This is a genomic window from Micrococcus sp. KRD096, from assembly GCF_017168495.1.
GTDB lineage: Bacteria > Actinomycetota > Actinomycetes > Actinomycetales > Micrococcaceae > Micrococcus > Micrococcus luteus.
The window spans coordinates 111,939-131,637 of record NZ_JABFAY010000016.1; the positions used below are offsets into that span (position 1 = coordinate 111,939).

23 protein-coding genes are annotated in these 19,699 nt (G+C 74.5%); 10 read left to right on the plus strand and 13 right to left on the minus strand.

Going from position 1 to position 19,699, the window contains the following annotated elements:
• Window positions 1-91 precede the first annotated feature (91 nt).
• Both glsA and J1M41_RS07650 read right to left on the minus strand, forming a co-directional pair.
• Window positions 92-1,462 carry a glutaminase A gene (glsA, locus tag J1M41_RS07645; RefSeq protein WP_073117320.1) on the minus strand — a complete coding sequence of 457 codons (1,371 nt, stop codon included), beginning with the start codon at window positions 1,460-1,462 and terminating at the stop codon, window positions 92-94.
• Window position 1,463: 1 nt separating this feature from the next.
• Window positions 1,464-2,126: a GNAT family N-acetyltransferase gene (locus J1M41_RS07650; protein ID WP_073117321.1), complete on the minus strand. Its 663-nt coding sequence runs from the start codon at window positions 2,124-2,126 to the stop codon at window positions 1,464-1,466.
• 80 nt (window positions 2,127-2,206) lie between these two features.
• Here J1M41_RS07650 and J1M41_RS07655 point away from each other — a divergent pair, with 80 nt between their 5' ends.
• The 4 genes from J1M41_RS07655 to J1M41_RS07670 all read left to right on the plus strand — a co-directional run bounded on the left by J1M41_RS07655 (window position 2,207) and on the right by J1M41_RS07670 (window position 6,011).
• On the plus strand, window positions 2,207-3,676 hold the full coding sequence (locus J1M41_RS07655; protein ID WP_256598161.1) for an FAD-binding oxidoreductase: 1,470 nt from the start codon (window positions 2,207-2,209) through the stop codon (window positions 3,674-3,676).
• Window positions 3,673-4,128 carry a thioesterase family protein gene (locus J1M41_RS07660; protein WP_041104105.1) on the plus strand — a complete coding sequence of 152 codons (456 nt, stop codon included), beginning with the start codon at window positions 3,673-3,675 and terminating at the stop codon, window positions 4,126-4,128. The genes J1M41_RS07655 and J1M41_RS07660 overlap by 4 nt, the downstream gene beginning before the upstream one ends.
• A 65-nt stretch (window positions 4,129-4,193) precedes the next feature.
• On the plus strand, window positions 4,194-5,051 hold the full coding sequence (locus tag J1M41_RS07665; protein ID WP_073117322.1) for a GTP pyrophosphokinase family protein: 858 nt from the start codon (window positions 4,194-4,196) through the stop codon (window positions 5,049-5,051).
• Between the two features lie 162 nt (window positions 5,052-5,213).
• A complete protein-coding gene (locus J1M41_RS07670) occupies window positions 5,214-6,011 on the plus strand; it encodes a TVP38/TMEM64 family protein (RefSeq protein WP_206451481.1) in 798 nt (265 codons plus the stop codon).
• A 17-nt stretch (window positions 6,012-6,028) separates the two neighbouring features.
• On the opposite strand, the gene J1M41_RS07675 is transcribed toward J1M41_RS07670, so the two are convergent.
• From J1M41_RS07675 to J1M41_RS12320, 3 genes are read right to left on the minus strand one after another with little or no spacing between them, the layout of a single operon-like run.
• The gene (locus J1M41_RS07675) at window positions 6,029-6,337 is read right to left on the minus strand and encodes a DUF1801 domain-containing protein (RefSeq protein WP_241247833.1); all 309 of its coding nucleotides are present in this window, start codon (window positions 6,335-6,337) and stop codon (window positions 6,029-6,031) included.
• A 39-nt stretch (window positions 6,338-6,376) separates the two neighbouring features.
• The gene (locus J1M41_RS07680; protein WP_073117324.1) at window positions 6,377-6,931 is read right to left on the minus strand and encodes a TIGR03086 family metal-binding protein; all 555 of its coding nucleotides are present in this window, start codon (window positions 6,929-6,931) and stop codon (window positions 6,377-6,379) included.
• A 10-nt stretch (window positions 6,932-6,941) separates the two neighbouring features.
• Window positions 6,942-7,994, minus strand: coding sequence for a polysaccharide deacetylase family protein (locus tag J1M41_RS12320; RefSeq protein ID WP_342214086.1), 1,053 nt, complete (start codon window positions 7,992-7,994; stop codon window positions 6,942-6,944).
• Window positions 7,995-8,328: 334 nt separating this feature from the next.
• Between J1M41_RS12320 and J1M41_RS07690 the strand changes: the two genes are divergently transcribed.
• Complete coding sequence (locus J1M41_RS07690; protein ID WP_168168005.1) at window positions 8,329-8,469, plus strand: hypothetical protein; 141 nt, start codon at window positions 8,329-8,331, stop codon at window positions 8,467-8,469.
• A gap of 28 nt (window positions 8,470-8,497) precedes the next feature.
• Window positions 8,498-9,028 (plus strand): SgcJ/EcaC family oxidoreductase, encoded by a 531-nt coding sequence (locus tag J1M41_RS07695; RefSeq protein ID WP_069941206.1) that lies wholly within the window; start codon window positions 8,498-8,500, stop codon window positions 9,026-9,028.
• A gap of 12 nt (window positions 9,029-9,040) precedes the next feature.
• On the opposite strand, the gene J1M41_RS07700 is transcribed toward J1M41_RS07695, so the two are convergent.
• From J1M41_RS07700 to J1M41_RS07710, 3 genes are read right to left on the minus strand one after another with little or no spacing between them, the layout of a single operon-like run.
• The gene (locus J1M41_RS07700; protein WP_152743633.1) at window positions 9,041-9,601 is read right to left on the minus strand and encodes a GNAT family N-acetyltransferase; all 561 of its coding nucleotides are present in this window, start codon (window positions 9,599-9,601) and stop codon (window positions 9,041-9,043) included.
• 6 nt (window positions 9,602-9,607) lie between these two features.
• The gene (locus J1M41_RS07705; protein WP_095353532.1) at window positions 9,608-12,067 is read right to left on the minus strand and encodes a YhgE/Pip family protein; all 2,460 of its coding nucleotides are present in this window, start codon (window positions 12,065-12,067) and stop codon (window positions 9,608-9,610) included.
• Window positions 12,067-12,762, minus strand: coding sequence for an ABC transporter ATP-binding protein (locus J1M41_RS07710; protein WP_241247834.1), 696 nt, complete (start codon window positions 12,760-12,762; stop codon window positions 12,067-12,069). The genes J1M41_RS07705 and J1M41_RS07710 overlap by 1 nt, the downstream gene beginning before the upstream one ends.
• A gap of 175 nt (window positions 12,763-12,937) precedes the next feature.
• Here J1M41_RS07710 and J1M41_RS07715 point away from each other — a divergent pair, with 175 nt between their 5' ends.
• Window positions 12,938-13,546: a TetR/AcrR family transcriptional regulator gene (locus J1M41_RS07715; protein WP_020624715.1), complete on the plus strand. Its 609-nt coding sequence runs from the start codon at window positions 12,938-12,940 to the stop codon at window positions 13,544-13,546.
• Between the two features lie 21 nt (window positions 13,547-13,567).
• On the opposite strand, the gene J1M41_RS07720 is transcribed toward J1M41_RS07715, so the two are convergent.
• Window positions 13,568-14,335 carry a sulfite exporter TauE/SafE family protein gene (locus J1M41_RS07720; RefSeq protein ID WP_073117328.1) on the minus strand — a complete coding sequence of 256 codons (768 nt, stop codon included), beginning with the start codon at window positions 14,333-14,335 and terminating at the stop codon, window positions 13,568-13,570.
• A gap of 73 nt (window positions 14,336-14,408) precedes the next feature.
• Here J1M41_RS07720 and J1M41_RS07725 point away from each other — a divergent pair, with 73 nt between their 5' ends.
• The gene (locus tag J1M41_RS07725; RefSeq protein WP_144825426.1) at window positions 14,409-15,665 is read left to right on the plus strand and encodes an NAD(P)/FAD-dependent oxidoreductase; all 1,257 of its coding nucleotides are present in this window, start codon (window positions 14,409-14,411) and stop codon (window positions 15,663-15,665) included.
• A gap of 12 nt (window positions 15,666-15,677) precedes the next feature.
• Window positions 15,678-16,367, plus strand: a complete 690-nt coding sequence (locus J1M41_RS07730) for a M23 family metallopeptidase (RefSeq protein ID WP_020624712.1) — start codon at window positions 15,678-15,680, stop codon at window positions 16,365-16,367.
• On the opposite strand, the gene J1M41_RS07735 is transcribed toward J1M41_RS07730, so the two are convergent.
• The gene (locus J1M41_RS07735) at window positions 16,357-16,866 is read right to left on the minus strand and encodes a GNAT family N-acetyltransferase (protein ID WP_044659331.1); all 510 of its coding nucleotides are present in this window, start codon (window positions 16,864-16,866) and stop codon (window positions 16,357-16,359) included. The genes J1M41_RS07730 and J1M41_RS07735 overlap by 11 nt on opposite strands.
• Before the next feature lie 72 nt (window positions 16,867-16,938).
• Here J1M41_RS07735 and J1M41_RS07740 point away from each other — a divergent pair, with 72 nt between their 5' ends.
• Window positions 16,939-17,484 carry a GNAT family N-acetyltransferase gene (locus J1M41_RS07740; RefSeq protein WP_020624710.1) on the plus strand — a complete coding sequence of 182 codons (546 nt, stop codon included), beginning with the start codon at window positions 16,939-16,941 and terminating at the stop codon, window positions 17,482-17,484.
• 35 nt (window positions 17,485-17,519) lie between these two features.
• Here J1M41_RS07740 and J1M41_RS07745 read toward each other — a convergent pair whose 3' ends face one another.
• The 3 genes from J1M41_RS07745 to J1M41_RS07755 all read right to left on the minus strand — a co-directional run bounded on the left by J1M41_RS07745 (window position 17,520) and on the right by J1M41_RS07755 (window position 19,595).
• On the minus strand, window positions 17,520-17,732 hold the full coding sequence (locus J1M41_RS07745) for a hypothetical protein (RefSeq protein ID WP_010079881.1): 213 nt from the start codon (window positions 17,730-17,732) through the stop codon (window positions 17,520-17,522).
• A gap of 135 nt (window positions 17,733-17,867) precedes the next feature.
• Window positions 17,868-18,983 carry a type I restriction endonuclease gene (locus tag J1M41_RS07750; protein ID WP_036314529.1) on the minus strand — a complete coding sequence of 372 codons (1,116 nt, stop codon included), beginning with the start codon at window positions 18,981-18,983 and terminating at the stop codon, window positions 17,868-17,870.
• A 267-nt stretch (window positions 18,984-19,250) separates the two neighbouring features.
• Window positions 19,251-19,595, minus strand: a complete 345-nt coding sequence (locus tag J1M41_RS07755; protein WP_010079880.1) for a hypothetical protein — start codon at window positions 19,593-19,595, stop codon at window positions 19,251-19,253.
• Between the last annotated feature and the right edge of the window lie 104 nt (window positions 19,596-19,699).

Here is a 19,699-nt window from a genome sequence, read left to right on the forward strand (position 1 = left end):
GAGACCGCCCATTCTCACATGAACAGCAGTTGAACGAAAGGGGGCGAGACGGAGAACACCGCCGCGCCCCCCTCCTGCCCGCCCCGCCGCCTCAGTGGGCGCCGGCCTCCTCCAGCGGCAGGATGCGCTCCGGATCCTCGACCTCCACCCGCACGCCGTCGGCCTGCAGCCGGCGCACGCCCTCGGCGATCAGCCGTCGGCCGACGTCGTCGATCCGGTCCACCCGCGTGAGGTTGAGCACCACGGTGCGGATGGGCCCGTCGTTCTCATCTCGGGCGGCCACGGCGGCGGCCTCGTGCACCGCACCGCCGCTGGTCGCGGCCGAGAGCGCCGCGCTGTCCGCCGCGGCCTCCTGCCACCGCGGGTAGACGGCGGCGTCCCACCCGGTGCCGGGCTTCTCCGCACCGGTGCGCAGGTCCGTGAGCGCGTCCAGCACCGCCTCGGCGCCGCCGAACCGGATCACGCCCTGCAGGTGCAGGAACACGCGGTCACCCTCGCGTTCCACGAAGCGCACGGCGGTGCCGCCCAGGCTGTCCCCGTCCATGAGATGCAGCCGGAAGTCCTCGGAGAGGCGGCGGCACGCCAGCACGCCGCGCGCCGAGTTGCCCACCTCGTCCAGGCGCGGCGAGAACACGCCGATCCCCACGCGGCCCGGCAGCGCGCCGAGCACACCGCCGGCCACCCCGGACTTGGCCGGGATCCCGACGTCGGCGAGCCACTGCCCGGCGGCGTCGTACATGCCGGAGGAGGTCATCACGGACACCACGCGCCGCGCCACGATGTACGGCAGCATCCGCTCTCCCGTCATCGGGTGGATGCCGCCGGTCGCCAGACACGCGCCCATCACAGCGAGGTCCTTGGCGGTGACGAGCACGGCGCACTGCGCCACATACCCGGCCACGATCTCCTCGGCGGAGTCCTGCAGCACCCCGTAGCTGCGGAGCATGTGCGCCAGGGAGAGGTTGCGGTCCGAGACCGCCATCTCGGACTCGTACGTCTCCCAGTCCACCGAGAGCCGACGCCCGGCGAGCAGGGACATGATCTCCACGGCCCGGTCCAGCCGCTCCTTCCGGCTCGCCTCCGGTCCCACGAGCAGCTGGTGCACCGCGAGCGCGCCGGCGTTGATCATGGCGTTGTCCGGGCGGTGCGACTCCGCCTCGAGGGAGAGCTCGTTGAAGGCCTCGCCCGAGGGGTTCAGCCCCACCTGCCGGTCCACGGCGGCGAAGCCCCGGTCCACGAGCGCGGCCGCGTACGTGAACGGCTTGGACGCGGACTGGATGGTGAACTCCACGTCCGCGTCGCCCGCGCAGTGCAGCCGCCCGGTGGGGGTGGCCAGCGCGATGCCGAAGCGGTCCGGGTCCGCCTCCGCGAGCACGGGGATGTACTGGGCCGTCTCGCCCGGGTTCACGGCGCCGAGGTCGGTGATCAGGCTTGCGAGGTAGTCGGGGATCGGGTGTCTCATCTCAGGCCTCCCAGCGCAGGCAGGTCAGGGGCTCGCCGCCGGGCACGGGCACGTGGCCGGTGGCACGGAAGCCGAGCCGCTCATAGAACGGGACGGTGGCGGGCACGGACGCCTCGAGGTGCACGGGCAGCCCCGCCGCGCGGCGCTGGCCGTGGCGCACCAGCGCGCTCGCCGCCCCGCGCCCGCGGGCGGACGGGACGGTGCCGACCTCCTCAAGGTACCAGTGCCGGCCTGCCGGGCGGGCCCGCTCGCAGGCGGCCTGGATCCGCTTCAGGGCGAGGGTGTGGCGGCCGTGGACGGCGACGGCGGTGGGCAGCCCCGCCAGCAGGCCCGGCACGTCGACCCCGCGGGGTGCGGCGGGGGAGGTCCACACGGCAGCGCCGAGCAGCGTGCCATCGTCGGCGTCCACGGCGACGTCCACGGCGCCGAGCGGGGCGCCGTCGGCCCCCGCGCGCAGCCCGTGGCGCACGGCGGCGGTGAACTTGCGCTCGAGGCGGGCCTCGCGCCGGTCCTCGGGCACGAGCCCGAGCGTGTACGGGTCCGTGGCGAAGGCCTCGGCGAGGACGGCGCCCACGCGGCGGGCGGTGTCCTCGCGGGCTCCACCCGGGCGCAGGGTGAGCACGTGGACGCGGGGGCGCGGCGCAGCGGGGTCCGGGGAGGTCATGGTCGCCAGTCTAGGGACGGGGCCGGGCGCGTCATCGGACCGGCCGACGCACGTTCCACCCCGTGTGATCGGCGACACTGGTGGACATGGACTCCTCCGCACCCCTCGACCCGACCCGCGCCGCCCCGCCTGCCGCGGACGCCCCGCCCGCCGACGTCGTCGCCCGCCTGCAGGCGGAGCTGCCCGGCCGCGTGGACGTCTCCGCCGCCGCACTCGAGGCCGCCCGGGCGGACCGCTCGGGGCATCGCTCCCCCGCCGCGCCGCTGGCCGTGGTCCGCGCGCGGACGGTGGAGGACGTGCAGGCCGCGTGCCGGATCGCGCACGGGACCCGCACCCCGCTGGTCACCCGCGGAGCGGGCACGGGGTTGGCCGGCGGCGCCGTCGCGGGGGCGGGCGAGATCGTCCTGGACATGACCGCGATGGACCGGATCCTGGAGGTCTCCCCCGCGGACCGCGTGGCCGTCGTCGAGCCGGGGATCCTCAACGGGGCGCTGAACGCCGCGCTCGCCGAGCACGGGCTGTGGTGGGCCCCGGACCCCGCGTCGAAGGACATCTCCACGGTGGGCGGCAACATCGCGATGAACGCCGGCGGGCTGCTGTGCGCCAAGTACGGCGTCACGCGCGAGGCGGTGCTGGGCCTGGACGTGGTGCTCGCGGACGGCACCCTGCTGCGGCTGGGCCACCGCACCGTCAAGGGGGTGACCGGCTACGACCTGGTCGCGCTGATGATCGGCTCGGAGGGCACGCTCGGCGTGATCGTGGGCGCGACGCTGGCGCTGCGGCCGGCCGTGCGCGGCGTGCCCGTGACGCTCGGCGGGTTCTTCCCGGACGTCGTCGCGGGCGCCGCCGCGGCCGAGGCGATCACCGGGGCCGGTCACGTGCCCGCCCTGATGGAGCTGATGGACGAGGCGACGCTCGCCGCGGTGCGCGCGCACGCGGGGCCCGAGCGCGGGGCCGCCCTGCCCGAGTCCGGCGCGTTCCTGCTGGTGCAGGCCGACGGCGCCGGCGCCGAGGCGGACGGGGAGGCCATGGCCGCCCTCATGCGCGCCCGCGGCGGGGACGTCACCGTGACCGTGGACCCCGCCGAGGGGGAGGCCCTCATGGCCCTGCGCCGCACCGCGTTCCCCGCGCTCGAGCGCCTCGGCACCCCGCTCGTGGAGGACGTGGCCGTCCCGCGCAGCCGCATGGCCGAGATGTTCGCGCGGATCCGTGAGATCGAGGCACGCACCGGCGTCGCCATCCCCACCACGGCCCACGCCGGGGACGGCAACCTGCACCCGATCCTGCTGTTCGGCGCGGCGGCGCAGGTGGGCGGCGCGGCCGAGGACGCCGCGTCGATCCCGGCGGACGTGTGGGAGGCCGCCGGCGAGCTGTTCCGCGCGGGCCTGGAACTCGGCGGCACGCTCACCGGCGAGCACGGCGTGGGCCTGCTCAAGCGCGCGTTCCTGCGGGACGAGCTCGGCGACGCCCAGCACGACCTCCAGCAGCGCATCAAGGCCGTGTTCGACCCGCACGGCATCCTCAACCCAGGAAAGGTGTTCACCCCGTGACGCAGCCGACCACCCCCGAGACCCCCGCCGACGCCGGCACGCCGACCCCGTTCGAGGTCGGGCTGCAGCTGCGCTGGTCCGACGAGGACCGCTACGGCCACGTCAACAACGCCCGACTGCTCACCCTCACCGAGGAGGCGCGCGTGCGCGCCCTGGCCGCGTGGGCCACGACGACGGCGTCCCCGGACGTCCAGCGCGTCGTGCGGTCCATGGAGGTCCAGTACGAGGCGCCCGTGGTCTACGCCGGGCCCGAGGTGACGGCGCGGGTGTGGATCCTGCGGATCGGCCGGACGTCCTTCACGCTGCGCCACGAGCTGTGGCAGGACGGGCGGCGCTGCGTGCTGTGCGACGCCGTGTTCGTGCAGGTGGACCCGGCGGCCGGGCGGCCCGTGGCCGTCTCCGACGAGGAGCGTGCCGCCTTCGAGCGCGTGCTGATCCCCGCCGAGGACTGACGGGCCGCCGTCGGGCCTGTGGACGGCCAGCCGTCTCGCAGGATCCCGCCGTAGGCTTTGAGGCCATGGAGCAGGACCCTTCCCCGGACGCGCCCGCGCCCTCGGCGGACGTCGAGGCGCTGCGCGGCACCCCCGTGTCCGAGTTGACGCAGCTCACCCCCGCGGCGTCAGGGGCGCTGGAGCGGCTGCGCCGAGACGTCGAGCGCTTCGACCTCGAGTACCGTTCGGCCCTGCTCCAGGTGGAGGCGCGGCTCGAGGTGCTGCGGGACGAGTTCACACACCTGCACGACTACAACCCCATCGAGCACATCGTCACGCGGGTGAAGTCGCCGGAGTCGATCCTGCGCAAGGCCTCCGCCCGCGGGCTGTCCCTGGACCTGGACGCGCTGCGCACCAACGTCACGGACATCGCCGGGGCGCGCGTGATCGTCAGCTTCGCCCGGGACGTGTACCGCGTGTTCCGCCAGTTCACGCAGCAGCCGGACATCCGGGTGCTCGAGGTGGAGGACTACATCTCCCGACCCAAGCCCTCCGGCTACCGCAGCCTGCACTGCCTCGTGCAGGTGCCGATCCACCTGTCCACCGGCACGATCCAGGTGACCGTGGAGATGCAGTTCCGCACGAGCGCCATGGACTTCTGGGCCACGCTCGAGCACAAGATCAACTACAAGTTCGACGGCGGCGTGCCCCCGGACATCGCGACCGAGCTCGTGGCCGCCGCCCGCGTGGCCGCGGACCTGGACACCCGCATGGAGCGGCTGCATGACCAGGTGCAGGAGACCGACAGGGACGACGACGCCGCCGCGGCCTGGGAGGACGACGGCGGTCCCGCCTTCGAGGACGAGCCGGCGGCGGGGCCGGACGGCACGGATCCGGGCGAGGCGCGGCCGGGTGACGACGCGCCCGGCGCGTCCACCGTCTGAGCCCCTCCGTCCACACCCGGCGGGCCGCGTGCACAGGGTTCTCCACAGAGTTGTCCACAGGTGTGGATGAGTCACATGCGTGTGATCCACCGAAGCAGAGCAGGGTGTGACCGCAGACCAGGGAGGACATGCGGAGGGAGCGGCTGCCGGTAGCCTGAGCCGATGCCCTCCACCGCCGTGCCGCCGCGCGACTCCGGCGCCGCCTCCACCCTGCCCGCCCGCACCGGGCACCGCGGGGTGTCGATCCTGCGCACCGCCGCCCTCGTCCTCGTCGTGGCGGCGTTCGTGTGGCTCGCACTCACCGTGCGCCTGCCCGGCGTGGACGAGCTGCGCGCCCAGCTGGACGGCTTCGGCTGGTGGAGCTGGCTCGCGTTCACCGTGCTGTACGCGGCCGTGGCGCTCACCCCCATCCCCGTGACGATCATGGCGGTCACCGCCGGTGTGCTCTTCGGCGCGATCGAGGGGACGGTGCTGTCCGTGGTCGGGGCCCTGCTGGGCTCGCACGGGGCGTACGGCATCGCGCGCGCGGTCGGGCGCGAGGTGGTCCTGCGCTGGCTCGGCCGCCACGCCGCGACCGTGGAGCGGCGGCTCGAGGACACCGGGTTCCTCGCCCTGCTGACCCTGCGCGTCGCCCCGGGGCTGCCGTACTGGCCCGTGAACTACGGGGCGGGCGCGCTCGCCGTGCCGCTGGGGATCTTCGCCGGCTCCACCGCGGTCGGCGTGATCCCCGGGCAGCTCTCCCTCGTGGCGATGGGGGCGTTCGCGGTGCGCCCGGGCGTCGTGAACGGCGTGCTGCTCGGGGTGGGCTGGCTCGCCGTGGGCGGTCTGACCCTGTGGGCGGTGCGGCGCTGGCGACGGGCAGCCCGGGCCGCGGAGGGGCCGGCGGGCTCGGAGGGGCCGGAAAGCCCGCGGAGTGGTCAGGACACGCCGTCTCCGCGTGCGCGACGCGGCGTGTCGTGACCACTCTGCGCCGGACGTCAGCCGAGGGTTGTGTACCGCACGCCGAACTTGCTGCTGACCTGCAGGAACACGAGCACGTCCGTGCCGCGCGCGTAGGCGGGCATGCCGTACCAGGTGCGGGGTTCGAGCTCCGGGGCCGCCTCCGTGACGATCCGGTGCACCGCCACCGCCATGGCGCGGTCCTGCTCGGGCATCTCCTCGATCTTCGCCAGCAGGTCCTGCAGGGCGTCGGCCTTCTTCTTCCCGCCGCGCTGGGCGCGCAGCTCCTGCGCACGCTCGGCGATCGCGGCCTGCTCCGCGGCGCTGAAACCGGTGGACTCGGTCATGGTGCCTCCTGGGGTGCGGGGACGGGTCCTGCCCGGGTCTCAGCCCCGACGGCCCAGGCGACCGAGCAGGCGGGTCTGCCGGTCGGCGTCGTCGGCCACGGGGACGGGCTCGCCCAGGATGCCGGGCGTGTAGGCGGCGTCGCCGAACAGTTCCAGCGACTCCTCCACGCAGTCGATCTCCGCGTCCGTGAACCGCGCGTCCACGCCCTGCGAGCGGGCCAGGTCCCAACGGTGCACGATCACGTCGAACGCGTGGAAGCGGATCAACGCCTCGCCCACGGGCATCTCCCCGAGCGCGGTCTTCATGGGCCGCATGATGAACTCCTCGTCACCGGCGAGGGCGGACAGGGCGGCGGCGTGCTTGGCCCACTGGGTGGCCAGCTGCTGGCGGGACCCGTCGAAGAGGGGCACCTCCCGGCCCTGGCGGGCGGCGAAGTCGCGCTGGCCGGCGATCACGTGGTCCAGCAGGTCCAGCGCGTCCCAGCCCTCACACGGGGTGGCGGCGTCCCAGTCCCGCACCTCCCGGACGACGGCGGTGAACGGCTCGGCGGCCGCGTTCCAGCGGGCCTCGACCTCGGTGGCGGGGATGGACATGGTGCTCTCCTCAGGGTCGCGGGGTTCTCGGGGCCGCGGCGGGCGACGACGGCGCCGGGCTCGGCTTCTTCGGGCCGCGGATGGACTCGGGGCGGGCCGGGTCCAGGACGGACCGGGGGTCGAAGAACTCCTCCAGCACGGGCCGCTCGCCCGAGACGGCCGCGGCGAGGCTGATGCCGTCCACGTTGATGCGCGAGCCGCGGTAGTAACCGGGCTCGAGCTGGCCCCACGCCTTGGAGGTGCCGTCCACGAGGAAGAAGGAGCGGTAGCCGAGCTCGCGGAAGTAGCGGTACCGCTCGTTGTCCTCCGTGTACGTGCCGGGGCCGGTGACGTCCGCGCCGAACGGGTAGATGAGCATGTCCGTGGGGCCGAGGATCGGCTCGACCTCCTCGTGCCAGTGCCTCATGTCGAACTCGAGCTCCTCCATGGTCAGCTTCGGCACCGTCCGGTGGCCCCACGTGTGGGAGGCGAACTCCCAGCCGCTGTCCTTGAGCGCGTCGGCAACCTCGGTGGCGGCCGCGACGTCGGCGTCGAACGTGGGGCTGTCCCCGAACTCGCGGGCCGAGGTGCGGTAGCCGAACACGCCGTCGTAGCCGGTCATGGCGAGCACGCCGCGGGCGCCGTTGAGGCTGAAGTCCGGGTGCTCGGCGAGGAAGTCGTCCAGGCGCGGGACGACGTCGAACGCCCCGATGTGCGTGGTGCCCTCGGCGTCCGTGTACTCGTTGCGGACGCGGCCGTCCTCGGCCACGATCAGGCGGTCCGCGAAGCCGTCGCCGTCCATGTAGAGGTAGTACGAGCAGTCGTCCAGGGAGAGGATCAGCGGGGTGCGACCCTCGGGGACCATGAGGGTCTTCGGGCGGACGACGTCGTCCTCGCCCACCTCGTACAGCTCGTGCGGGGAGACCAGCACGTAGCCGCGCTCGTAGACCTGCCGGATGACGGCGTCGAACTCGTCCACCGTGACCATGAAGTCCAGGTAGCCGCCGGCCTTGTCGTCGCCGTCGAAGGCGCGGGCCGGGTCCACCACGAGGGAGTGGAAGAACAGGTGCGGAACCCGGGCCACGTCCGACCAGGCCACCGGTTCGCCGGCGGCTACCTGGACTTCATGGTCACGGTCCCAAGGCCGCCCGGCCCGAGACCACCCCTGCCGGGCGGGCGGGCGGAGGTGGGAACCGGCCGGGCATGGGAGGCTGGCCGGCGGCGGGGCTCGATCCGCCGTAGACGGCCCAGAGTGGTCACGCGGACGACCCGAGCTCGGCGCGGACCGTGTTCGACCGCTTCGTGTTCAGCAACCACATCCGCAGCTTCAGCGTCGACTGAGCCCCGGCTGGGAGGCACCTTCGACGCGCGCCGACGCACGCGCCCCTCGTGCCGTGCCGCATGCCACACTGGCGAGCGTGACCCGACGTCCGGATGCACCGCCCCCGGTCGACCCGCGCACGCGTGCGGCCCTGCGCGCCGTGCTCACGGTCCTGGCCGTGATGGCGGTGCTGTTCGCCGCCGTCGTGCTGATGCTGGCCTACGGGCCCGCCCGCTGAACCCGTCCTTCCCGATCCAGGAGCAGCCATGTCCCCCGCGGACCCCACCGCCGACGTCGCGGCCCGACCGGCCGGCCCCGCCGCGGTGGCCGAGGCCTTCGCGGCCGCCTGGAACGCCGCCGACGCCGACGCGCTCGCCGAGCTGTTCGCCGAGGACGCGGACTTCGTGAACGTGGTGGGCGTGTGGTGGACGCGGCGGCGGCAGATCCGGGTGAACCACGCGCTCGGCTTCCGCTGGATGTTCCCGGCCTCCCGGCTCGTGCTCGGGCAGGTGCGCGTGCGCGAGCTCGGGGACGTGGCGGTGGTGCACGCGCCGTGGACCATGACGGGGCAGACCGCGCCCGACGGCGACGAGGCCGGCGAGCGCACCGGCGTCCTGCTGCTCGTGGTGCGCCGCACCGAGGCCGGGGCGTGGGAGGCGGTAGCCGGGCAGAACACGGACTCCGTGCCCGAGGCGCAGACCCACCTGGCCGACGACGACGGGCTGGCCGCGGTGCACTACCACCCGTCGGCGTGGATCGATCCCGACGACGACCCCGACGGCCCGGAGGCCTGCTGAGGGGCGGTGGGCTCACTCCACCGTCAGCAGCCGCACCCAGTCGTCCTCGACGCGCTCCCCGCCGACCACGAACTGCCGCGCCCCGATCGTCGCGAAGCCAAGGCGCTCGTAGAACCGGTTGGCCCGTGTGTTCTGCGCGTTCGTGCCGAGCCACACGTGCCGGAACCCCAGCCGCCGCAGCCGCTCGACGCCGTCGTGCACGAGGGCCTCGGCCAGCCCGGTGCCGCGCCCCTCGGCGAGCACGTACAGCTTCGAGAGGTGGCCGGCCGGCACGTCGCCGAGCCGCTCCGTGACGGGTGCCTCGGGGGCCGCGGCGGTCTCGTACATGGCGTAGCCGAGCAGGGTCTCCGGGGCGTCGGCCGCGGCGCCCACGAGCACGATCCGCTCCGGGTCCGCGATCCACGCGGCCACGGCGGCCTCACTCAGGTGCAACGCGATGTGCGCCTCCACCGCGGCACGCGGCAGCGAGGCCGGGGAGGCGTCCGGGAAGGTGGCCGCGGCGATCGCGGCGATCGCGGGCGCGTCCTCGGGGCGGGCCGGACGGACGACGGCGGCGCGGGGTGCGGAAGTCATCCCCGCTCAGGCCTGCAGCGCGGGGTGCAGGTCCTTCATGCGGAACCGACGCCGGCGCCGCACCACGAGCACGTCCAGGGCGAGCGCCGCCGCCCCGATGCCCATCAGCACGACCACCGGCACCCAGAAGCGCTGGTCCGGACCGCCGGAGATCGCGTTGCGGAACGCCTCGATGGAGTAGCTCATCGGCATGAACGGGTGCAGCGCCTGGAAGAAGCCGGGCAGCACCTCGGCCGGGTAGGTGCCGCCGGTGGAGGCCAGCTGCAGGACCAGCAGGACCAGCAGCAGCGCCGAACCGGGGGTGCCGAGCGCCGTCTGCACCAGGTGCGCGATGAGGGAGAACACCACGGCCACGAGCACCGTCAGGGCCACGGCCCGCACCGGGTGCACGGGGGCCAGGCCCAGCGGCAGCGTCGCGGCGAGCATGAGCAGGCCGCCGCCCACGGCCACGATGCCCACGGGCAGCCACGCGGCCAGCGCGATCGCCACCGGGTTGCGGCGCCCGGCCAGCAGCCGCCCGCTGATGGGCCGCATGATGTTGAACGCGGCGATGCCGAACACCCACAGGGCGATGGAGAAGAACATCGGCGCCATGCCGCGGCCGTAGACCTCCGCGGAGTTGTCCACCTGCATCACGGCCTCCACGGGCCGGGACATCACCAGGGCGGCCTCGTCCCGCTCGTCCTCGGTCAGGGCGGGGACGCGGTCGACGCCGTCGGAGAGCCCGGAGGCGAGCTCGTGGGCGCCGTCGTCGAGGGTGCCGAGGCCGGCGCGCAGCTCCCCGGCGCCGTCCTGGAGCTGGGCCAGGCCGCCGTCGAGCTCGGTCGCGCCGGACTCCAGCTGCCCCGCACCGTCCTGCAGGGTCAGCGCCCCGTCGTGGAGCGCGGCGTTGCCCTCGGCGAGGGTGGTCGCCCCGTCCGTCAGCTCGCCGAGGCCGGACTGCAGCTCCCCGGCGCCGTCCTGGAGCTGGGCCAGGCCGCCGTCGAGCTCGGTCGCGCCGGAGCCCAGCTGCTCGAGGCCGTCCGCGAACTTCCCGGCGCCGTCGGCGAGGGAGTCGGCCCCGTCCTTCGCCTCACCGATCCCGCCCTGCAGCTTCTCGGCGCCCGCGGCCACGGCGTGGGCGCCGTCGTTGAGGTCCGTCAGATCCGCCTTGGCGGAGGCGGCGACGTCGTCCTCGGCGAAGCCCTGGACGCGCTCGTTGGCGGCAGCGGAGGTCGCGGCGGCCTCCTCGGCGCGGCCGGCGACGGCGGTCACCCGCTCGTCCGCGCCGGTGAGCGCCTCCTGGAGCGCGGCGTACTGCTCGGACTCGGCGAGCGTCGGGTCCTCTTCGGCGAGCGCGGCCAGGGCGGCCTGCGCATCGGCGATGCGGGCGCCCGCGCCGTCCTCGGCCGTGCCGGCCACCTCGGCGACCCGCTGGACGTCCTCGTCCACCGCGGCGACGTCGGCGGCCACCGCGTCCTGGCGCTCGATCACCTGGTCCAGGCCGGGGACCACCGTGTCGTAGAGCTGCTGGGTGCCGTCGGCCACCTGCGTGGCGCCGTCGGTGAGCTCGGCCGATCCGGTCTGCAGCTGGGCCAGCCCGTCGGAGAGGTCCGTGGCGCCCTGACGCAGGGCGGGGGCGTTCTCGGCGAGCTGCCCGGCGCCGTCGGCGAGGGCCTGGGAGCCCTCGCGCGCCTGGTCGAGCCCGTCGGCCAGGCGGCCGGCCCCGTCCTGCGCGGACGCGGCGCCCTCGGCGAGTCGCTGGGCGCCGTCGTCGGCCTGGGCGGCGCCGTCCGCGAGGTCACCCGCACCCGTGGCGAGCTGGCCCGCGCCCTCGGCCAGCTTGCCGGAGCCGTCGTGGGCCTGGACGATCCCGTCCTCCAGCTGGCTCGCGCCGTCCTTCGCGGAGGCCGTGCCGTCGGCCAGCTGCGCGGCGCCGTCGGCGGCGTCCACCATGCCCGACCGCAGCTCGCCGAGGCTGGAGAAGACGGCCTCGAAGTACGCCTCGATCGCGGACCGGTTCACGGCGGCCTCGACCTTGGCCTGGCTCGCGTTCGTGACGGAGCCGATCACGAAGCCGTTGGCGTCGTCTCGGCGCAGGGTGATCTGCGCCTGCTGCGGTGTCCCGCCGCCCTCGGGGCTGACGAGGTCACGGCTGAGCTCGGCGGGGATCTCCAGGACGAGGTAGTACCGGCCCTCCCGCAGTCCCTCCTCGGCCTCCTCGCGCGTGGTCTCGCGCCAGTCGAAGGCGCGGTCGTCCTTGAGGCGTTCGGTCATGTCCGCGCCGGTGCGCAGCGTGGTGTCGCCGCGCTGGACGGGCTCGTCCTCGTTGACGATCGCCACCGGCAGCCGGTCCATGGCCCCGTAGGGGTCCCAGTTCGCGGACAGGTACAGGGCGCCGTAGATGGCGGGGACGAGGAAGATGAACAGCAGGGCGAGCAGGGGCAGGCCACGGCGGAAGCGTCGCAGCTCGTAGCGGAACAGCATCAGTTCTCCCGGACGGGGGGCAGGGTGAGGACGACGGCGTCGCGCGGCACGGGCGCGGAGGCCACGGCGCTCACCGCGAACGGGTGGCCGTGGTCCTTGAGGACGTCCAGGGCCGCGTGGAGCGCGACCAGCTCATCGATGGTCAGGGTGGCGTCCACGTCGTCGAAGGTGACGAGGCGGGCCGGGCGCAGGCAGGCGACGACGGCGGCCAGCAGCGCGCGCTCGGGTGCAGGCAGCTCCCCGACGACGGCCTCCGGCGCCACGCTCAGCCTCACCGCGTCCGCGAGGAGGGCGAAGCGCGCGCGGCCGGCGCGGCGGCGCACGCCGTCGGCGAGGCAGCGCTCGTCCACGACCTCGGCCGCGGTCAGCGCCGGCTCGAGCTCCACCACGTCGGTGGTGTGGGCGACGGCGGTGCGGGCGCGGAGGGCGTGCGGGTGGCGCGCGGCGTCGATCGGGGGCCGGTACGCGCGGGCGGCGGGCCGCTCCGGCCCGTCCAGGGCGACGTCCACGGGGCCGCCGGTGAGCACGAGCTCGCCCCGCACGCCCTGCAGGCGCCCCGTGAGGGCGAGCAGCAGGGCCGAGCGGCCCGAGCCCTGGGTTCCGAGCACGGCCAGGTGGGTCTGCGGGGGCAGCACGAGGTCGAGGGGGCCGAACACCGGCCCGCGACCGCCGCGCAGGGTCAGACCGCGCGCCACGAGGGCGCGCCACGAGGGTGGCGGGCGGGAGGTCGTCGAGGTGCGCCGGGACGGGGGCGGGCCCGGGGCCATGGTGATCGGCGTCGGTGGGAGTGGAAGACATAGGCCCTCTTTGCCGAGTCGAGGCGGATTCAATACCATCGGTATTCAATACCATCGGCATCGAGAGGGCAACATGGCCACCCGACCCCGCCGCGAGGATGTCCGCGCGGCCATCCTCGACCACGCGGCCCGGGTGTTCGGACGGGAGGGCTACGCGCGCTCCTCCCTCGCCCGCATCGCGGCGGAGGCCGGCTACACGAAGGGCGCCGTCTATTCCGGCTTCGCGGGGAAGCCGGACCTCTTCGCCGCCGCCTGCACCGTCCAGTTCGAGCGGGCGACCACCCGAGCCATGGACGGCGTCGCCGACGCCCTGGACGACCCCGACCTGCCGCGCGAGGACCTGGTGGCCCGCGTGGCGGAGGCCCTGGCCGACGTCGTGCTCGAGACCACGGGCTCCTGGCCCCTGCTCCTCCACGAGTTCCAGGCCGTGGGCCTGCGCGAGCCCGCCGTGGGGAGAGCCTACCGGACGCTCACCGTCCGGCGGCGGGACTTCCTGGCCGGCCTGCTGCGTGAGCACCGCGTGCTGGCCGACGTCCCGGACGAGCAGGTCACGCACACCGCGGCCATGCTCCTGATGCTCGTGCACACGCTGTCGGTCGAGCGGCACCTGGCCCCGGAGGACCTGACGGTGGACGACGTGCGGGACACGCTGGCCGCGGCCGTGCGCTCCCTCCTGCCCTGACGCCTGCGCGCCGGCCCCGCCTCAGCCCAGAGTGCCGGCCACACCGCGCACCAGCGCCACCGTGCCCCCGACGCCGGCCAGGCAGATCGCGAGGACGCGCGCCTTCGCGGGGTCCACCCGGCGGGCCACCACCGAACCGAGCAGCACACCCAGCGGGCCGCCCGCCACGACGGCGACCCACACCGGCCACGGCACGTGCAGCCCCGCGGGCACGGCCGCGCCGAACAGCGACTTGGTGACCAGCGAGGTGAGATTGGCCAGCAGGAACACGGGCTGGAGGGTGGCCGCCCACGAGCGCTGGTCCCACCGGCTCGCCACCGCGTAGACCGCGAGCGCCGGCCCGGCGATGCCCGCGGTGGTGTTCATGAACCCGGCGACGGCGCCGGAGGCGAACACGGCCCCGTTCCCCTGGGCGGTGAAGCGCTGCTGCAGGCCCAGGACGGCGGCCACGGCCACCAGCACGGAGGACCCCAGGAGGATCTCGAGGGCGTGGGCGTCCAGGACCCGCACGGCCCACGCCCCCGCGAACGAGCCGGCCACGAGCAGGGGTGCGAGGCGGACGAAGCGCGGCCAGTCCACGTGCCTGTGCAGCACCGCGAACAGCAGCACCGCGGACACCGAGGCGGCCACGTTGGACAGCGTCACCCCCGCCACCGGGCCCAGGAGCAGGGACAGCGTGGGTGCGGCGATCATGCCCACTCCCATTCCGCTCACCCGCTGGAGCGTGCCGCCCACGGTGATCGCGGCCAGCGCGACGACGGCCGGCAGCCACACCAGGGAGGGGTCCATGCGGGCAGTATGCCGGAGCCGGGGTGTCCGTCGGCCCTGGCGCCCGCCCGTGACGGGTGCGCATGCTGGCCGCATGGCCCAGCACAGCTCCACTCCGTACCCGCTCGTGATCGTGGGCAGCGGCCCCGCCGGCGTCAGCGCCGCCCGCGCCTACGTCGACGCCGGGGGACCCGGCCCCGTCCTCATGCTCACCTCGGACGTGGACCACCCCTACGAGCGCCCGCCGCTGTCCAAGGAGCTGCTGCGCGGCACCGCCGAACCCGACCCGACGGTGCTGGACGAGCTGCCGGACGCCGTCGAGCTGCGCCGGGGCGTGACCGTCACCCACGCGGACCTGGGTGCGCGGACGCTGTGGGCCGCCGAGGAGCCGATCCGCTTCGAGCGGCTCATCCTGGCCCTGGGCGCCCGTCCGGTCCCCCTGCCGGACGTCGAGGCCGACGCCGAGGTGCACCTACTGCGCTCCTTCGCCGACGCCCGCCGCCTGGTGACGTCGGCCGGGCACGCACGCTCCGCCGTCGTGGTGGGGTCCGGGTTCATCGGCTGCGAGGCGGCGGCCTCGCTGGCGCTGCGCGGGGTGGAGACCACGCTGGTCACCCCGGACGAGGTGCCGCAGCAGAAGCGGCTCGGCCGCGAGGCGGGCGATCGGATCGCGCAGTGGCTGATCGGCGCCGGCGTCGAGCTGCGCACCGGCGTGCGGGTGGGGCAGGTGCGCGCCCCGCGCACCGTCCACCTCGACGACGGCGCCACGCTCGCCCCGGACCTGATCCTCGCCGCGGTGGGGGTCGAGCCGGGGGGCGGGTGGCTCGAGGACTCCGAGCTGACCATGCACGAGGGGCGGATCGTGGCGGACGAGCACCTGGCGGCGGCGCCGGGCGTGTGGGTGGCCGGGGACGTGGCCCGCGCCCACCACGCCGTGGCCGGCCGGCCGATCCCCGTGGAGCACTGGGGCGACGCCCTCGGCATGGGCGAGGTCGCCGGGCACAACGCGGCCCGCACCGAGGTCGGCGTGCCGGGCGGCGCCGGCCAGGCCTCCGTGCTGGCCCACGCGGCGACGGCGGACCCGGAGTCCCTGCGGCGGTGGGAGGCCGTGCCCGGGTTCTGGAGCACCATCGGCGAGCACACGCTCAAGCACGCCGCGTGGGGCGACGGCCACGAGCAGGCCCGCATGGTGGAGCGCACCGGCGGGTTCACTCTCTGGTACACGGACGCGCAGGACCGCGTGGTGGGCGTGCTGACCTACAACGCGGACGAGGACTACGAGCGCGGGCGGGAGCTGGTGGCGGGCCGGGATGCCGTGGGCGAAGGCCGGGGCCGTCCCGACCCTGCATGACAGACTGAGGGGATGACCACCCCGACCCCCGGCGCCGGCTCCCCGGGCAGCGGTGTGGCCGGGGGCGTGCTGGCCGCAGTGGGGGCGCTGGCCCTGATCGCGACCGTCCTGGCGCTGGTCCTCGCGTTCGGTCCGGCCGGCCGGGACGACGCCGGCGCGGGCGCCGAGCGGCGGCGCTGGAACGGCGGCTTCACCCCCGCCCCGCCCACGGTGAACACGCAGGGGTACGCCGAGCCCGTGCAGGGCCGCGTGACCTCCCGCTTCGGGCCCCGCCCCAACCCGTTCGGCGAGGGCGTGGTGCCCTCGGGGGTGTCCGAGGAGGCCCTGACCCGCCACGACGGCGTGGACCTCGGCGGGGTGCCGGAGGGCACGCCCTTCCACTCGGTGTCCGACGGCCGAGTCCTATTCGTGGAGGCCGGCGGGGACGCGGGCGGCAACCTGCTCGCCGTGGACGCCGGGGACGGCCACGTGTGGCGCTACCTGCACGCCGCCCCGGACTCCACCGTGGTGGACGCGGGCCAGCGCGTCTCCGCCGGGGACCACCTGGCCGGCGTCGGGCAGACCGGCGCCGCCACCGGCGTGCACCTGCACCTGGAGCTGCGCGTGGACGGCGAGCCGGTGGACCCGGAGGCCTACCTGGCCGAGCGGGGCGTGGAGCTCGGCGGCTCCTACCCGGAGCGGCGCCGCGGCCTCAGCCGGTGACCGGGCCGCCGCCGTCGTCCACGGACCCGGCCCAGCGGACCTCCCCGTCCACGACCTCGTCCGTCGGCGCCAGGCCGATCGCCTGGGCGACCCGCTGGGAGGCCGTGTGCTCGGGGTGGACATCCGCCACGAGGCGCCGCACCCCCCGGTCCCGCAGCTCGCCCTTGAGGAGGCCGGCGGCCTCCTTCGCCAGCCCGCGGCCCTGCCACGGCGTGCCGATCAGCCAGGCGATCTGCGTGGGTCCCCCGTCCACGGGGATGGTGGCCTGGACGTAGCCGACCGGCCGGCCCTCCGGCTCCAGCACCACGATCCAGTTGGCCCAGTCCTCCGCGCCGTCCTCGGAGCGACCGCGCGCGAGGATCGCGTACCGCTGCCGCAGCTCCTCCTCGCCCGGCGGCGTCCCGCCGGTGTACGTGTACAGGTCCGGGTCGGCGAGGACCGCGGCCATGGCCTCGGCGTCATCCACCCGCAACGGGCGCAGGGAGAGGGAATGCGGCATGGGCACAGTCGACCAGCCCGGCCCCGCGCAGACAAGAGGCGGGGCGCATCCGCCCGCCGCTAGCCTGGGCGCATGCCGCCCGCCCCCACCGCCCGTCTGCGCTTCCGCGAGATGGCCGACGCCGACCTCGACCACCTGGCCGGCCTCCTCGCCGATCCCGTGGTGATGCGCTTCTACCCCGCCCCGCGCACGCGCGCGGAGGCGGCGGCGTGGATCGCGGGCAACCGGCGCCGGTACGCGCAGGACGGGCACGGGCTGTGGATCATCGAGACCCACGACGACGGCGGGCCCGGCTTCGTGGGCGACTGCGGCCTGACGTGGCAGGAGGTCAACGGGGAGCCTCGCCTGGAGGTCGGCTACCACGTGCGGGCCGACCTGTGGGGGCGCGGCTACGCCACCGAAGCGGCCGCCGCCTGCCGGGACCACGCCCGGGACGTGCTGGGGCACCACGAGCTCGTGGCGATCATCCACCCGGAGAACACGGCCTCGCGCCGGGTGGCCGAGCGGATCGGGATGACCGTGGTGGGCGAGGACCGCACCGGCGCGCCCGAGGCCCGCGCGGCTCTGGGGCTCGAGGCGCGCACCGTGCTGGGGATGAGGCTCCGGCCGGGCGCGTGAGGCGCGGCCCGGCCGGACGTCTCAGCCCCGGTCGCTCACTTGGCGTGGCGGGCGAGCAGCTCGCGGGCGGCGTCCAGGCCGCCGGCCTCGACGTCGTAGGAGCCGGTGGACGCGTGGTGGGCCTCGACCGCGTCCGTGATCCGGTAGTGGTCCGGGTTGCCGGGCGGGTCGGAGGTCTCCAGCACGTGGATCAGGTAGGTCTCGCCGGCGGCCAGGGCCTGGCGGTCGTCGCGCTCGTGATGGGTCATGACGTCCTCTCGGGTCGGCGCCCGGCGGGTCTGTCCCACCGGGGCGTGCGCACCAGGGTGGCGCATCGACGGCGGCGGGGCACAGTCCTGCCCGCCCGCGGGCCGGATCCGGTCAGTAGGCGGGTCAGAGTCCGCTCAGGCCCCGACGTAGGAGCTGACGACGCTCCGCAGTGCCTCGGCGGATTCGTAGATGTCCTCCAAGTTCTCGAGGTCGGCCCGCGTCCTGTTCTTGTCCGCATCGAACAGCACCAGATATTTCACCTTCCCGTCGAAGTGAAGGCGCGCGATCGGCTTCCGATTGTTGTCGTCCAGGATGACGCTGCAGTACGAGGCTGCGTCGCGCATGTAGACGCGGTTCATCGGCACGATTCCGGCGAGAATCGCCTTGATGATGCGGAAACCCTCGATCTCCTCTTCGGTCGTCACGACGCCCGGCTTGAGCTGGCCCTCCTGACCGTTCTCCTCGTCGGACAGGACCGTCTGATCGCCGGTGGCCACGGGCTCAGCGGGAGCCGCCAGTACCGGAGCGACCTGGTCGCCCAGGGCAGTCTTCAGCCGCGCGTTGACGCGATCGTTGATGTACTGGCGCGCAGCCTCCTCGGTGAGCCGGGTGAAGGTCTCCACCGCCTTGGCGTTCATGTACCCGGAGTACACGCGCTTGGCGAGGACCTTCACCAACTCATCGCTCGGCGCAGCCATCTCGGCAGAAATCTCGCGCTTGATGGCCGATACGTACTTCAGCTCCTCGGCTGCGGCGATGACCGAGTCGAGATCGAAGGATCCCTTCGCCAGCTGCTCGAGCTTCGGCACGGTGACCGGGTCGATGTCCAGAAGATCGAGGACGAGGAACGGACGCTCGTCGAGGATGTTGGCCTTGTCGAGGTCCGTGTAGAAGTTCCACACCCGCCCGTTGGTGAGCACGCCGATCCGCGCTTCACTGGTGTGGAAGTAGCGCACCAGCTGGCTCGCGTGCGCCAGGGACAGCTCCGAGCCGACCTTCTTGGCCTCCACGAGGATGTTGACCTTCCCCTCCCGCATGATGGCGTAGTCGATCTTCTCCCCCTTCTTCAGGCCCAGATCTGCGACGAACTCCGGGACGACCTCCTGGGGATCGAACACGTCGTAGCCCAACACCTGCGAGATGAATGGCATGACGAGCGCGTTCTTCGTCGCCTCTTCCGTGTCCAGGGAGCTTGCGTAGTCGCGGGCTCGCCGAGCCACTTGCGCAAGCTTGTCCTCGAATTCAGTCATGCCGTTTCACCCATCCGTGAGTAGGAGCCGGACAGCCGGGAATCCGGCAGCCTCGCACGTCAGCGCCCGAAGGCCCGCCGCAGCTGTGTCGAAATATAACCCAGCTCACAAACACGCTACGGGGACCCTCGCAGGCGCTCCGTGGCCGGACCGCGGGATCGCCCGGAACGCGAGGCGGCCACGACGCGTCGCCTCTCACAGGAAGGAGACGGGGCGTCGTGGCCGCGTTCCGCGGGGGGCCGCCCTGTCAGGCGACGCCCGGCCGGCTCAGCGGTTGCCGGGGTGCTGCGGGTCGGCCGGGATGCCGCGGCTCAGGGGCTCCACGGGCGGGCCGCTCGTCTCCGGGGTCACGGGCGAGCCGGTGCGGGAGCCGCCGACCTCCGGGGTGTCCGGCACCTGATCGCCGGAGGGCTGGGCGCCGGAGCGCAGCGCCTCGAGCCGCGTCTCGAGGACCTGCACCACGGGCAGGCGGTCGCCGTGGGCGCGCTCGTAGGCGAGCAGCTGCTCCACCTGCGACTCGTCGAGGCCGGTGATCCGGGTCGGCAGCGTGCCGTTGGGGATGTGGTCGTAGTCCGGCAGGGGGAGCTCGTCGCGGTTCGGGGCGTTCGTCATGGCACTGTCCCTCTTCTCTCGTCGGGGTCCCTCGTCGGGATGCGTGGTCCACCCACGCTAGTGAAGGCCCCCGTCAGACGGCACCCCCTGCCGCCCCGCTCACC